This is a genomic window from Anaerotruncus massiliensis (ex Togo et al. 2026) (assembly GCF_900199635.1).
Classification (GTDB): Bacteria; Bacillota; Clostridia; order Oscillospirales; family Ruminococcaceae; genus Anaerotruncus; species Anaerotruncus massiliensis.
Genome location: NZ_LT962687.1, coordinates 2,653,308 through 2,667,317 on the forward strand (window position 1 = coordinate 2,653,308; position 14,010 = coordinate 2,667,317).

The window sequence follows — 14,010 nt, forward strand, 5'->3', positions numbered from 1 at the left end:
CGGCGGCCCTTTGATCATGCTGATAAAAAACCGGACCGGCGGCAGCCGGTCCGGTTTTTCTTGCAGTTCTATCGGGATCACGCGCGCTCCTTCCGCTCCGCGATGGCAAACTGGTCGCGCCCCGCTTTCTTCGCGTCGTAGAGCGCCTCGTCCGCCGCCTGGTAGAGCGCGGCGTAGTTGTCCCCCGCGCGGGAAAGCGCCGCGCCCACGCTGATCGTGATCCGGCCGCCCTCCGCCAGCGGCAGGTCGCGCGCCCGGGAGCAGAGCGCGGCGCATTTGTTGAAGAGGAATTCGCGGTTTTTAATCCGCGGCAGATAGACGAGGAATTCGTCCCCGCCCGGGCGCCCGACGATGTCGTCCGCACGGAAGCTCGAGCGCAGCAGCCCGGCTATCTGCCCGAGCGCCTCATCCCCCTGCATGTGCCCGTAGGTATCGTTGATCTGCTTGAAGTAGTCGATGTCGATGAGCAGCAGCGCCCCCCTCTCCCCCTCCCGCATACGGGAAAGGCTCGCACGCACGTGGGTCTGGCACGCCTCGGAATTGAAGACGTGGGTCAGGCTGTCGAGCTGGGCCCGCTCCATCAACTGGTCCTTCTCCTGCCGCTCCTCGTCGATCACATTGATCCTTCCGAGGGCGTAGGCGGGCTCGTCGCCGTCGTAGACCGTCTCCAGCGCGATGCGCAGCCAGTGGGACATGCCGTCGATGCACTCGGTGTAGAGCTCGTGGACGCCGTCCTCCCGCGAGCGGACCACCTTGAGGAAGGCCTCCCGCCGCTGTGCCTCCCGCTCGGTTTCGGGGCGCACGGAGTAATCGTAACGGAGGAGATCGGGCTCGCTGCCGCCCTTGGAGGGGTCGGAGACAAACATCGTGTTGTTGCGGTAGCTGTATTCAAAGAAGTATTCGTTCACCAGCGCGTAGACGCGGAAATGCTTTTTCAGCTCCAGAGCCGCCTCCCGGCTGGCCCGGACACGCCGCCGCAGGGAGAGCAGTAGAACCGCGATGACCGCCAGCGAGACGACGACGATGGCCGCCACCGATTCCACCGGGTTGGCCATCAGGACCGCCCGGAAGGAAAAGGGTTGCTTTTGGAGGGTGTTCTGGTTGATGACCCCCTGGATCTCCGCAGTGGACAGCGTCATGATCGCCTTGTTGAGGATCGAAAGCAGCTCCTGCGGCGCGGGTTTGACCACCCCGTAGCAGAGCCGGCGCGGCTCGTAGGTCTGGGGGATCAGCTTGAGGTCGCGGAACTGCGGCTGGTTGATGAAATACTGCGCCATATAGGCGTCCACATAGGTGTAGTCCGCCTCTCCGGATTCCACCGCGCGGATGCAGTCGGCCACCTTGGCGTAGCGCGCGACCTGACCGACCGTCTCCCCGCGGTAGGGGCTCGTGGTCGTCAGGGCCAGCCGCTTGCCCTTGATCGTCTCCTCGCTGCTCCCCTCCTTCATCATCAGCAGGTATTGGGAGGAGATGTAGGGCCGCGTCATCGAAAGGTGCCGCTCCCGCGCGAGGTCGTAGTCGTAGGGGATGCCAGCCGCGAGGTCGATCCCGCCCTGCTCGGCAAGGCTGTAGAGCTCCTCGGGGGAATCGACGGGCACCAGTTCGAACGCAAGGCCCGTTTTATCCGAGATCAGCCTCAGCAGGTCGGCCGAGATGCCGTCGAGCTCCCCCGTCCGTTCATCCAGGTACTGCAGAGGCGGCTGCTCGGTCAGCACCCCCACCCGCAGGGCCCCCGCCCCGTCGATGTACGCCGCCTCCGCGTCGGTCCACCCGCAGGGCCCCCGCCCCGTCGATGTACGCCGCCTCCGCGTCGGTCAGCCGGAGGTCCTCGCCTGTGGTGGTAAAGTACTTCTCATAAAGCCGGTTGGAGAAGGTGGGGTCGGTCTGCTCAATGCTCATGATGGCGGAGTTGAGCTCCTCCATCATCTCCGCGTTTTTCCCCTTGGTGGTGATGAAATAGAACGGCTTGGGGGCAAACCGCGCGACGGCGCGCGACCCTTCGACATAATTCAGGCTCGTGTTGAGCAGCGCGTCCGCGCTGCCCTCCCGGACTGCCTCGAGCTGCTCCTCGATGGTGTCGCGGTAGACGTACACGGGCGTGATCAGGTTCATCGCGCAGTAGTCCTCAAGCTCCCGCTGCATCCGGCCGCCCTGGGACGCCTCCGCCACCGCTACCCGGATGGTCTGCTGCACCTGGGAGTTGATGACGACTTCCTGCACGTCGTCATAGGGCACCTGGAGCACCGTTTCGACCACGCCGTAGTTGTGGCTGGCGTAGTCGAACATCTCTCCCATCTGCTCGGTGTAGAGCATCGCGCCCATCAGGTCGATCTCGCCCTCCTGCAGCATCCCCATCAGGGCGGACAGGCTGTCGTCCATCGTGCCCGGCACCTGCACGAACTCATAGTCCCAGCCGGTATACTGCGCGATTTCCTCCAGATATTCATAAGTGTAGCCGCTGTAATTCCCAAACTCGTCAAAGTCGGTCAGCCCGGCCTGGACGGGATAGGCGACCCGCACGACGCGGTCTTCCTGCCCGGCGGCCGCGGCAGGAAGCGACCAGCCGCCGGCGAGCAGCGCCGCAGCCAGCAGGAGGCCGATCCATTTTTTCAGCATACGATCACTCGATTCCGTTTTTCGGGGTCGCTCCCCGGTCGCAGAACAAGCCGCTTTTTGGGCGGCAAAGACTATATATGACTTATTATACCGGATTTCCGGCACCGGGGCAAGGAATCCTGAAGAATAAACGGTTTTTTGCCTATTTTGCCAGAAAAAGACCTCTAAAATTTCCTCTTTTGACGGGAGCGTGCAGGCCTGAAAAATTCCGGAGAACTTTGCGGGAAGTTTTTCATCATTCACACCGTATTCACAGATTTTTGCCCTGTCCAACACATTCCCGACATATGATGAGGCGGTAAAAGCCGGAAAGAACGGCTGACTCTGTCAAATCAGCGCCGGCCCCGGCCGGAGATAGGAGTGGGAAGCATGAAACATTTCCTGAACAAAAAGAATGTCGCGTCGGCCGCCATCGTCATTGCGCTGGGCGCGGTCGCGGTCTCCACCGTCGTGCTGGCCGCGGGCGGGGGCCCCGGCGGCGGGGGCGGCCCGGGCGGCATGGGAGGCAACCTCGGCGAAATCGAGATGAGCGAGAGCGTCATCAGCGTCAAGCTCGCCGCCCCCGCCATCGGGAGCCTCACCCGCAGCACCGAATTCATCGGCAGGATCGAGCCGGGCGAGAGCGTCAACGTCTACCCCGAGGTCGCCGGCAAGGTGACGGCGGTCCACTTTACGGCGGGCGACACCGTCAAGGCGGGCGACCTGCTCTTCGAGATGGACGACAGCGACGCGCAGCTCGACTATGAGATCGCGCAGGCGAGCTACGACTCCAAGGTCATCTCCGCCGACACCACCCTCGGCAGCAGCTACGAATCCAACCTGCTCTCGCTGGAATCCAGCCTCAAGAGCGCCCAGCAGTCGCTGAACAACGCGCGCATCGAGCTGCGCGACTACAACGACGACAGCGAGGACTCCCTCATCTCCGCGCAGAAGGCGATGGACAAGGCGGAGACCACGATGCGCGCGGCCGAGGCGGAGCTCGACGCCTACGCGGAGGCGAACCCCGGCGACAAGTCGAGCGAAACCTATAAGGACCTCGTGTCGGCGGTCTCCAAGGCGGAAAGCGCCTACAGCGTGGCGCGCAGCACCGTCAACGACCTGGAAAACGACGACGACAGCACCCTGCGCAGCCTGCGCAACAGCTACAAGAACGCGCAGACCAACTACGAGACCGCGCTCGAAAAATACAACCTCGCGAAGGGCTCCTCCCTCGAGGACACCAAGGCGAGCGTCGACAACTCCCTCAAATCCGCCCAGCTCTCCCTCGAGCAGAGCGCCAAGAAGCTGGAGAAGTACAAGGTCTATTCCCCCATCGACGGGGTGATCGAGGCGAGCTCGGTGAACGAGCATGAGAATGCGTCGACCCAGACCGCGGCCTTCACGATCTCCAACAAGAACCAGATGTCGGTCACCTTCAACGCCACGGCGGACGCGGCGACCGCGCTTTCGATCGGCGACGAGGTTACCGTCCAGAAGAGCGGGAACGACTATACCGCCATCATCACCTCGATCGACTCCAAGGCGGACGAAGGCACCGGCCTCTTCCCCGTCGAAGCCCAGATCCAGGACGACGGCGGCGCGCTGCTCTCGGGCGTGACCGTCAAGGTCTCCGCCGCCACCCAGAGGGCGGAGAACGCCCTGCTCGTCCCGATCGACAGCGTCTACTACGAGGATGGGCAGGCATACGTCTTTACATACGCGGACGGCGAGGCCCACCGCACCGACTTTGAAACGGGCATGTCCAACAGCGAGACGGTCGTCGCCCTCTCCGGCCTCGACGAAAACAGCCGGATCATCACCACCTGGCACCCCGACCTCAAGGACGGCGCCAAGGTGCAGCTTGCCGAGGGGCAGGCCGACCCCGAAGCGGACGCCGCCGAACAGGAATCCGCCGCAGGGACGGCCGTACAGGAGGATTAACCGCTGATGACACTTCCAAAATTAGCCGTCAAACGGCCGGTATCGGTGCTCATGTGCGTGCTCTGCCTGTTGGTCTTCGGCGTCTCCTCGATCTTCGGCATGGAGATGGAATCCACGCCCGAGATGTCGATGCCCATCTTCATGGTCCGCACCGGCTATTCGGGCGCGTCGCCGGAGGAGGTCGACGAATTGATTACCGATGTGATCGAATCGGCGCTCTCCACCGTCAGCGACGTGGAGAGCATGACCTCGCGCTCGTCGGAGGGCTCCTCCATGACCACGCTGGAGTTCGACTACAACACCGACATGGACGAAAAGTACGACGAGATCAACGAGGCGCTCCAGCGGGTGCGCCTGCCCGACTCAGCGGACGACCCGACCATCATGGAGATGAGCATGGACTCCTCCTCCGTCATGGACCTGTCGATCACCACCCCCGCGACCGGGGACAACATCTACTCCTACATCGAGGACACCGTCGTGCCCGAAATCGAGCGGATCTCCGGCGTCTCGGAGGTGAGCATGCGCGGCGGCACCCGCGAATACATCCAAGTGGAGCTCCGGGAGGAGGAGATGGAGCAGTACGGCCTTTCGATGACCGACATCTCCAGCGCCATCTCTTCCGCCGATTTCACCACCACCGTGGGCGAGATCAACCGCGGCGAGGTCAGCCTGACGCTCCAGGGCGGCATGAACTACGACACCTATGAGAGCCTCGAAACGATCCCCATCTCCCTGGCCTCGGGGGACATCATCCACGTCTCCGACGTGGCCAACGTCACGATGGCCGAGCAGAGCATGTCCTCCATCAGCCGCTACAACGGCATGGACAACATCTCCCTCTCCGTCTCCAAAAACCAGTCCGCCAACACGATCGACGTGTGCAACCAGGTCGTGAGCGTGGTGGACGACCTCAACCGGCAGGGGCTGGGGCTGGCCATCACCATCACCAGCAACTCGGGCGAAACGATCTATGAGAACATCATGAACGTCGTCCAGTCCCTCGTCCTCGGCCTCGCGCTGGCCATGCTCGTGCTGGTGGCCTTCCTCGGCGACTGGCGCGCCGCCTTCATCGTGGCGATCTCGATGCCGCTCTCCGTCTTCGCGGCGCTCGTGCTCATGGCGGCCTTCGGCATGACCATCAACATCATGTCGCTCGGCGGCCTCGTCGTGGGCATCGGCATGATGGTCGACAACTCGATCGTCGTGCTCGACTCCTGCTTCAAGGAGCAGGACGGCATCAAGAGCTACGACCAGGTGGCGGTCGAGGGCGCGAACCTCGTGAACTCCGCGATCATCGCCTCCACCGTCACGACGATCGTCGTCTTCCTGCCCATCTCCCTGATGAACGGCATGTCCGGCCAGCTCTTCAAGGAGGTCGGCTTCACGATCGTCTTCTCCCTGACCGCCTCGCTGATCTCGGCGCTGACGATGGTGCCGCTCCTCTTCGCGCGGATGCGGCCGCGGGAGAAGAAGGACTCCTGGGTCAACCGGCGGCTGCACAGCCTGGAAAGAGCCTACAAGCGGCTGCTGACCACCGCCCTGAACCACAAGCTCACCGTCATCATCATCGCGGTCGTGCTGCTGGCGGGCACCTTCGTCATGTTCACCCAGATCGACATGGAGCTGATGCCGTCGAGCGACGAGGGCTCGATCAGCATCTCCGTCACCACCAAGACCGGCCTCGACATCGACGCCACCGACGCCATCATGACCCGGGTGGAGGAGATCGTGGCGGCCCAGGAGGACGTGGAAAGCTATTCGATGCGGGGCAACGGCGGATCCGCCAGCCTCACCGTCTATCTGAAGGACGACCGCAGCCTCTCCACCGACGACTTCATCACTCTCATGCGCGAGCAGACCTCCGGCATCGACAACGCGTCGGTCGAGGTCGAGCAGCGCAGCTCGATGTCCTTCGGCAGCCGGGGCGTGCAGATCAACCTGACCGGCTCCAACCTGGATACGCTGCGGGAGGTCGCGGATGAGATCAAGACGGTCGTCGCCGGGTTCGACGGCATCGACTCGGCCTCCACCAGCCTCAGCGACGGCAGCCCGCGCGCCGAGATCATCGTCGACCCGGTCCAGGCCGCCGCCATCGGCACGACCCCCGCCTCCATCCTCTCCACCGCGAAAAACATGATCTCCGGCATCGACGCCGCCGACCTGCAGACCAGCGACCAGGAATACACCGTCAAGGTCATGTACCCCGAGGGCCGGTTCAAGGACGTCAGCGACCTCTCCGGCCTCATGATCCCCACCCGCAGCGGCGGGCAGGTGCCCATCACCGACGTGGCCGAGGTGGTCTTTAACAACGCCCCCTCGCAGATCCAGCGGCAGGACGGCGAATACCAGGTGTCCGTCACCGGGCAGACCGCGGCGGGCGTCTCCGCCACCCAGCTCTCCAACCAGATCATGGCCCGCGTCGGGCAGATGGACCTGCCCGACGGCGTGAGCATCGCGGCGGGCGGCAACATGCAGACGATGAACGAGGAGTTCGGCAAAATCTACAACGCGCTGGCGATCGCGGTCTTCCTCGTCTTCGTGGTCATGGCCATGCAGTTTGAATCGATGCGCTTCTCCCTCGTGGTCATGCTCTCGGTGCCCTTCTCGATGACCGGCGCGTTCCTGGCGCTGCTGCTCACCGGCATGACCATCTCGATGACCAGCCTCATCGGCCTCATCATGCTCGTCGGCATCGTCGTCAACAACGCGATCGTGCTGATCGACTACACCAACATCCTGCGGCGCGAGCAGGGGCTGGGCGCGCGGGACGCCCTGATCTTCGCGGCCCCCACCCGCCTGCGCCCCATCCTGATGACCACCCTGACCACCGTGCTCGGCCTCGTGCCGACCGCGGTCGGCATCGGCGGCAACGTCGAGATGATGCAGTCGATGTCGGTCGTCGTCATCGGCGGGCTCACCTTCTCGACCCTGATCACCCTCGTCCTGATCCCGACCGTCTACCTGCTGGCGGACGGCGAGGACCGCCGCAAAAAGGGCCGCCGGACGGGCAGGAAATCCCTCTTCCGCCGGAACCTCCGGGAGCAGCCCCAGGTCTCCGGCGACCCGGTCCCCGAAGAATTTCTCTGACCGGCAATCCCCTCCTATAAAAGGGGCCGCCCGGCGTCTGCCGGGCGGCCCCTTTGCGTATTCCTCCGCTTTTGGATCAGTCCCTCCCGCGCGCGCCGTCCGAGATCGTGTAGCCGTTCTTGCCCCGCTCCTTGGATTCGTAGAGAGCGGCGTCCGCGGCCCGGTAGAGGCCGTCGAAGCCGTCCCCCTGCCGGGGGGCGAAGGAGACGCCGATGCTGGCGGAGAGGTGCCAGTTCTTCTCCTCCGCGCCGTAGGCCCGGTCGAGCGCGGCGGAGAGCTCCGCCGCCTTTTCGGCCGCCCACGTCTCGTCCGGCGCGGCCACGAAGGCCGCGAACTCGTCGCCGCCGATGCGCCCGAGCAGGTCGTCCGCGCGGAAATGCCCGCGCAGGATGCGCGTGAATTCCCGGATGACCCCGTCCCCGAAGGCGTGGCCGTAGCTGTCGTTGGCCTGCTTGAAGTTGTCGATGTCGAAGATGAAGAAGGCGTACAGGCGACCCGGGTTCTCCCGCAGGCAGTCCTCGATCCGCCGCTGGGTCGCCGCCTTGGTAAACAGCCCGGTCATCTCGTCGGTCTGGGCGAGCAGGCGCATCCGTTCCTCCTGCTTCTTTTCCGCGTCGATGTTCTGCCGGTATACCAGCATGCGCAGGCTGCCGTCCCCCTCCAGCGGGACGAGCCGCGCGGTGATCCGCATCCAGTAGTACTCCCCGCCGTCCCTGCTGATCATGAGCTCATACCGCAGGGTCTCGCGGCCCTGCCGGAAGGCCCGCAGCACGTTTTCGGGCAGGAAGGTGTCAAGATACCCCTGCCGGAACTCCTCCTTGACCTGCTTTTCCGCGACGATCTGCAGCGCCTTGTCGTAGGGGATCCCGTGCGGGGCGCCGAGGCTTTCAAAATACTGCTCGGTGGCGTGGTTGGCGGGCCGGTTGGCGGTGATGTCCAGCTCGTAAATGTCTTCAAAGAGCTGACCGGTGGCCTTTTCAAACACCGTGCGCCGCTCCTGCTCGACCGACTGGGTCAGCTCGACGATCTGGCGGTTGAAGGCGCGGATCACGTGGGTGATGACCCAGAGGATCACGGCGATGATCACGCAGATCACCAGCATGGTCAAAACGAGCTGGCGGTTGAGGGACTCCACCAGCGCGGCGGTGTCCTGGTTCACCACCAGGTGCCACTCCAGTTCGGGCAGGTAGCGCGCGACCACGTAGTCGGTCTTCTGGAACCCCGAGCCGCCGGTGATCCAGAAGCTGCGCGCCATGCCCTCCTCCTTCCAGGTGAGGATCTCCCGCCGGACCCGGTCGCTGTAGTGGGTGACGTCGAAGAGGTTGACCGTCTCGTAGCCGGTGTATTGGGGGGAGATCTCGATCGTGCCGTTCCCGTCGACCAGGAAGGCGCCGACGCCGAATTTGTCCTCGTAGCCCTGCAGCACCGCCTGCAGGCTGGTGATCCGCATCCCCACGCCCACGACGCCGATCACCTCTCCGCTCTCGTCGTGGATCTTGCAGTTGACGAACACGGTGATCCGGTTTTCCGCGCCCTCCACCTCGTCGTTGTCCACGTTCATGGCGTAGTCCTCGGGGCTTTGCAGCAGCTCGTAATACCAGACGTTCTCCGGGTCGCCGGGGTCCAGTACCCGATCGAGGCCGTTGAAATTGTAGTAGCGGCCGGTGCGCGTGGAGATCAGGAAGACCGCGTCGTAGTCGTATTTCCGCTGGTAGGCGCCGAGGTATTTGCTCAGGGTGCCGATGTAGGAGGGGTCGTCCAGATGCTCCCCCTCGCCGGAGAGGTATTCCCGGAGCAGGCTGTCGTTGGCCATCGTCAGCGACACGTTGACCGGCTTGGTGAAGGTGGTGGCCATCTGGTAGTAGATGCCCTCCGAGGTCAGCGAGGAGACCTCCTCGATATTCTGCAGCGACGCGCTGTAGTTCGCGCGGTAGCTGAGCACCGCCGTCAGCAGGAACCCCACGATGATGATCAGGCAGACCAGCAGGTTGGTCCGCATGAGGATGTTCTTTTTCATTGGCGGGCGCCTCTCTTTCCAAGCGTCCGCGCCGGAAGGCGCATCCGCTATAGACATTGTATTCCCTTTGCGGTCACAAATCAATGCTTCCCGCATCCCGCGCGCCCGTAAACATGCAAAAAAAACGGCGGGCGGATACCCGCCGCGCCGTTTTTCCTGTCTTTCCCTGTCTTTTGCGGTCACAGCCCATCATTTTCCAGAGTCTCAGAGGCCGTCGTCCCCGCCGTCCTCCTCCGGGTCCGCCTCCTCGCCGATCTCCGCGAGCGGCAGGCAAAACCAGAACCGGACCCCGCCCTCGATGTTTTCGACCCCGTAGTCCATCCCGTGGGCCTCCATGACGACCTTGACGATCGCGAGCCCGAGGCCGTAGCCCTGCACCTCGCGGGAGCGGGACTTGTCGGCGCGGTAGAAGCTGTCGAAGAGGCTGCCGAGGTCGTCCTCTGCGATGGGCGGGCTCTGGTTCTCCACCGACACGCGGCAGAGGCCCGCCCCGCCATCCTGTACGCACAGCCGGATGACGCCCTCCTCCGGGGAATATTTGACCGCGTTTTCAAAGAGGTTGTTCACCGCCTGCCCGATCATCGAATAGTCGGCGGAGACGATAAACTCCTCCTCGAGCTCCTTCTTCACCGTGAGGCGTTTGCGCTCGGTGAGGATGCGGTGGCTGCGCACGGCGCTGTCGAGCACCTCGCTCAGGCAGAAGATCGAGAGCTGCGCCTTTTCCACGCCGCTCTCCAGCCGGGAAAGCTCGAGCAGCTTTCCCACCATCAGCGAGAGCCGGTTGCTCTCCGCGATGATGATCTCGCACGACTCCTTCCGCCGCGGGTCGGTCTCCTCCTCCGCGAGCGCCTCGGCGTAGCTGATCATGAGGGTGAGCGGCGTCTTGAAATCGTGCGAGACGTTCGCCACGAACTGCTGGCGCAGGCGGTCGGTCTGCTGCTGGCGCACGAGGTCGTTCTGGAGCACCTCATTGGCCTCCACCAGCCGGCTCACCGCCGCCTGCAGGTCGTCCGACATCTGGTTGACGCTCCCGGCGAGCATCGCGATCTCGTCGTGGCCCTTCGCCTCGCACCGCTCGGAGAAGTCGAGCCGCGAGATCTTGTCCGCCGCCCGCTGGATTCCCTGGATCGGCCGCGTGATCCGCCCGACCACGAAATAGATGATCACCGCGCCCACCAGCAGGATCGCGATTGACATCAGCGCGGTGTACTTGACCGCGAGGTCGGCGAAGGATTTGAGGTACCCGCGCGGGGTCTGGATATAGAGGTAGAGGTTGTCGTCCAGCCGGGTGGAGAGGGTGAGCATCCCGTCGTCTTCCCACGGGTTGAAGGACTCCTCCAGCCGCACGTCAAAGCTCTCGTCCGAGTCCCGCAGCCGCGCGAGCATCTTCTCCTGGAACCGGTCGACGTCCTCCCCCCGCGGCTTGGGGGCGTTTTCCCGGTCGCCCCACGGGCGCATCTCCTCCCGTCCGGTGCGGGAGTGGTAGCGCATCTGAACGCGCCCGTCCCCGCCGATCTCAAAGAGGCTCACGATCGCGTTGCCGTTTTCCAGTTTCCCGATCGCGTCGTAGATTTCCCCGCTGTTCTCCTGGTAGGCGGCGCGGATCGCCCGCGCGCTCTGCTCCAGCTCGCTGACCTTGTTGCTCTGGTAGAACCGCTCGAACAGGGTGGAGCCCATGAAAAGCAGGACCACCACATTCACCACGAGGATGAAGAAGATGACCCCGAAAAGCTCCTTGCGGATGCCGCTTTTAATCCGTCCACTCAAATTTGTATCCCACTTTCCTTACGGTGGTGATGTAGGAGGCGTATTTCCCCAGCTTGGCGCGCAGGCATTTGATGTGGGTGTCGACCGTGCGGTCGTCCCCGTTGTAGTCCATGTCCCACACCGTGCAGATGATCTGGTCGCGGGTGAGCACGATCCCCTGGTTTTTCACGAGGTAGTAGAGTAGGTCGAACTCCTTGGGGGTGGTGATGATCTTTTGCCCGTCCACCAGCACCGTGCGCTCGCGGTAGAGGATTTTGAGCCCGCCCACCTCCGCGTCGCTCATGTCGTTGGCGTTCGTGCGCTTTAAAAGGTTCTTCACCCGCGTCACAAGGATGGTGGGCGAAAAGGGCTTGGCGATGTATTCGTCCGCCCCCATGTGGAACCCCGTCACCTCGTCCCGCTCGCTGTCGCGCGCGGTCAGCATCAAAATCGGCACGTCCGACTTGCTGCGGATCTCCCGGCAGGCGTCGTACCCGTCCTTGCGGGGCATCATCACGTCGAGCATGACCAGCACGACGTCGTCGTTGTCCTCGAACTTCTCCACCGCCTGCTGGCCGTCGGCGGCCTCCACCACCTTGAAGCCCTCCCGCACGAGGTAGCTCGCCACGAGCTGTCGGATCTTCGCTTCGTCCTCCGCGATCAATATTTTACTATCCATTCCGGCACCGTCCCAACGTTCATTTTGAAAGGCCCGCGCCTTTCCACCCTTCCAGTATGCGGCGCTATTGTGAAGTTCCTGTGTGTAAAGTTTGACGAATCGGAAAATTGCGGCGGGCTAACCGGCCGTCCCTTCCGTCAATCGCCGCCACAGGGTGTAAAGCAAAAGGCCCGTCAGGCAGAATCCCGCGCCCGCCGCCATCGCCCGCCCGACGCCCTCCTCGGCGAGCCTGCCGAAGATCAGGCCGGTGCCCACCGCGACCAGGTTCATCACGCTCGAGTAGACCGACAGCATCGTGGCCCGCCCGCAGGAACGCACCTGCCGGTTCTGGACCTCCATGCCGATGGGCGCGAAGACCGACGCGGACAGCCGCAGCGCAAGGATGCCCGCCACCGAAAGCACGGGGCTTCCGGTTACCGCGAGCAGCCCGCAGGAGAGAGCGCCGAGCAGGAAGAGCCCCGAAAGGGCCCGCCCCTCCCCCAGCCGGGCGGTCAGCCGGTGGGAACGCGCGGCGAAGAGCCCCATGAGGGTCAGCGGGATGAACAGGTATCCCATCGCGCGGGCGGGAATGCCCGCGCGGACATACTGGAGCTGGCTGAGGAAGACGGTGATCGTCTGGTTCGATTCCGTGAGCAGGGCGGCCGCCGCGAGGAAGAGCAGGAACCGCCGGTTGTCCCACACCTCCCGCGCGGCCTCCCCGGCGCGGGCCCCAAAGCCCGCGCTCCGCCGCGCGGGCGGCGGCACCTCGGGCAAAAAGAAGGTCAAAACCATCGCCGCCCCGTAGGAGAGGACGGTGAGAAAGCCGGCCGCGTCAAAGTCGCCGCCGACCGCGGTGGAAAAGAGAAGCGACGCGGCGACCAGGCCGGCCGTCGCCGACGCCTCGTAGGCGCCGAAGGCCTTCTGGCTCTCCCCCTCCCCCGCGAGGGAAAAGAGATAGGCGGAGTCGCAGCCGGAGAAGCCCGAGAGCACCACCGACAGCATCAGCCGTTCGAGCAGGAATCCTCCAAAGCCCTCCGCCCGCCAGAAGACGATCTTGGAGAGGAAGTAGAGGACGTTGCAGGCGGCCAGCGTGCGCCGGTAGCCGATCCGGTCGGCCACGTAGCCCCACGGAATCTCCAAAGCGATCAGGCAGGCGAGGGAGATGCTCTCGATCAGTGTGATCTGGAAGACCGAGACGCCGCGCGCCTGCCGGTAAAGGGTCGCGATCGGGCCATAGAATACCATGCCCTGTAAAAACGCCGTCGCGCAGAACAGGGGAATCCCGATTTTTCGATTCAATTGTGTTCCCTCCGAATTTCATTTTGCCGGTGAAATTCCGAAGATCAAATCGGACTGCCCATGGCGACGCCTCGTTCTGTTTCGTTCTTGTTCCAGTATCGCACAGCGTCCCTGGAAATGCAATCAAAAAAAGAACCGCGCTAGGCGCGGTTCTTTTTATCCGGGATATTCTTACAGCTCGGGGCCGTTCCGGTTCGCGTCGTCCGACGGAGCCTGGGGCGCCGCCGGGGCGGCGGCCGACTGCTTGTTCCAGTAGGCGCCCAGCGTGTACAGGACCGGCAGCACGAGGCCGATCAGGCCGGAGAAGACGTTGCCGTCGCTTCCGAAGGAGCTGATCAGGCTGAACGCGGCGAGCACGATCAGGATGATGCCGAGCACGAAGCAGACCTGCGCCTTCTCGGGCTTCGCGCAGTTTTTGACGCCGATGATGCCGACGATCAGGCTGAAAACGCTGGAAAGGATGACGACCACGCCCATGATCGCCGCGACCGCGCCGACCCCGGCGCCCATCATGTCGCCGCCGGCCGCGATCATGCCGCCGCCCACCAGCGCGAGCAGCCCGAACAGGATGCTGATGCCGGAAAAGATGATGTACAGAATGCTGACCACTTTCAACATGGTTTTGCCCTTTGGTGCCATAAAATTGTCCTCCTCACGATGTAGC

Annotated in this window: 9 protein-coding genes; 2 read left to right on the forward strand and 7 right to left on the reverse strand. The window is 63.8% G+C overall.

Features of this window, described 5'->3' with window-relative positions; genetic code table 11:
* Nucleotides 1–77: 77 nt before the first annotated feature.
* Together C1A13_RS12730 and C1A13_RS12735 are read right to left on the reverse strand one after the other, a co-directional pair.
* A complete protein-coding gene (locus C1A13_RS12730; protein ID WP_101552591.1) occupies nucleotides 78–1,721 on the reverse strand; it encodes a transporter substrate-binding domain-containing diguanylate cyclase in 1,644 nt (547 codons plus the stop codon).
* A complete protein-coding gene (locus tag C1A13_RS12735) occupies nucleotides 1,678–2,616 on the reverse strand; it encodes a transporter substrate-binding domain-containing protein (RefSeq protein WP_101552593.1) in 939 nt (312 codons plus the stop codon). The genes C1A13_RS12730 and C1A13_RS12735 overlap by 44 nt, the downstream gene beginning before the upstream one ends.
* Nucleotides 2,617–2,985: 369 nt before the next feature.
* Between C1A13_RS12735 and C1A13_RS12740 the strand changes: the two genes are divergently transcribed.
* The gene (locus C1A13_RS12740) at nucleotides 2,986–4,536 is read left to right on the forward strand and encodes an efflux RND transporter periplasmic adaptor subunit (RefSeq protein ID WP_101552595.1); all 1,551 of its coding nucleotides are present in this window, start codon (nucleotides 2,986–2,988) and stop codon (nucleotides 4,534–4,536) included.
* Nucleotides 4,537–4,542: 6 nt separating this feature from the next.
* Nucleotides 4,543–7,626: an efflux RND transporter permease subunit gene (locus C1A13_RS12745; RefSeq protein ID WP_101552596.1), complete on the forward strand. Its 3,084-nt coding sequence runs from the start codon at nucleotides 4,543–4,545 to the stop codon at nucleotides 7,624–7,626.
* A gap of 76 nt (nucleotides 7,627–7,702) precedes the next feature.
* On the opposite strand, the gene C1A13_RS12750 is transcribed toward C1A13_RS12745, so the two are convergent.
* The 5 genes from C1A13_RS12750 to C1A13_RS12770 form a co-directional block, all read right to left on the reverse strand.
* The gene (locus tag C1A13_RS12750; RefSeq protein WP_101552599.1) at nucleotides 7,703–9,643 is read right to left on the reverse strand and encodes a sensor domain-containing diguanylate cyclase; all 1,941 of its coding nucleotides are present in this window, start codon (nucleotides 9,641–9,643) and stop codon (nucleotides 7,703–7,705) included.
* Nucleotides 9,644–9,847: 204 nt separating this feature from the next.
* Complete coding sequence (locus C1A13_RS12755) at nucleotides 9,848–11,410, reverse strand: sensor histidine kinase (RefSeq protein WP_101552602.1); 1,563 nt, start codon at nucleotides 11,408–11,410, stop codon at nucleotides 9,848–9,850.
* Complete coding sequence (locus C1A13_RS12760; protein WP_101552604.1) at nucleotides 11,394–12,068, reverse strand: response regulator transcription factor; 675 nt, start codon at nucleotides 12,066–12,068, stop codon at nucleotides 11,394–11,396. The genes C1A13_RS12755 and C1A13_RS12760 overlap by 17 nt, the downstream gene beginning before the upstream one ends.
* A 117-nt stretch (nucleotides 12,069–12,185) precedes the next feature.
* Nucleotides 12,186–13,346, reverse strand: a complete 1,161-nt coding sequence (locus C1A13_RS12765) for an MFS transporter (protein WP_242970876.1) — start codon at nucleotides 13,344–13,346, stop codon at nucleotides 12,186–12,188.
* A 171-nt stretch (nucleotides 13,347–13,517) separates the two neighbouring features.
* Complete coding sequence (locus tag C1A13_RS12770) at nucleotides 13,518–13,985, reverse strand: hypothetical protein (protein WP_101552606.1); 468 nt, start codon at nucleotides 13,983–13,985, stop codon at nucleotides 13,518–13,520.
* Nucleotides 13,986–14,010 lie beyond the last annotated feature (25 nt).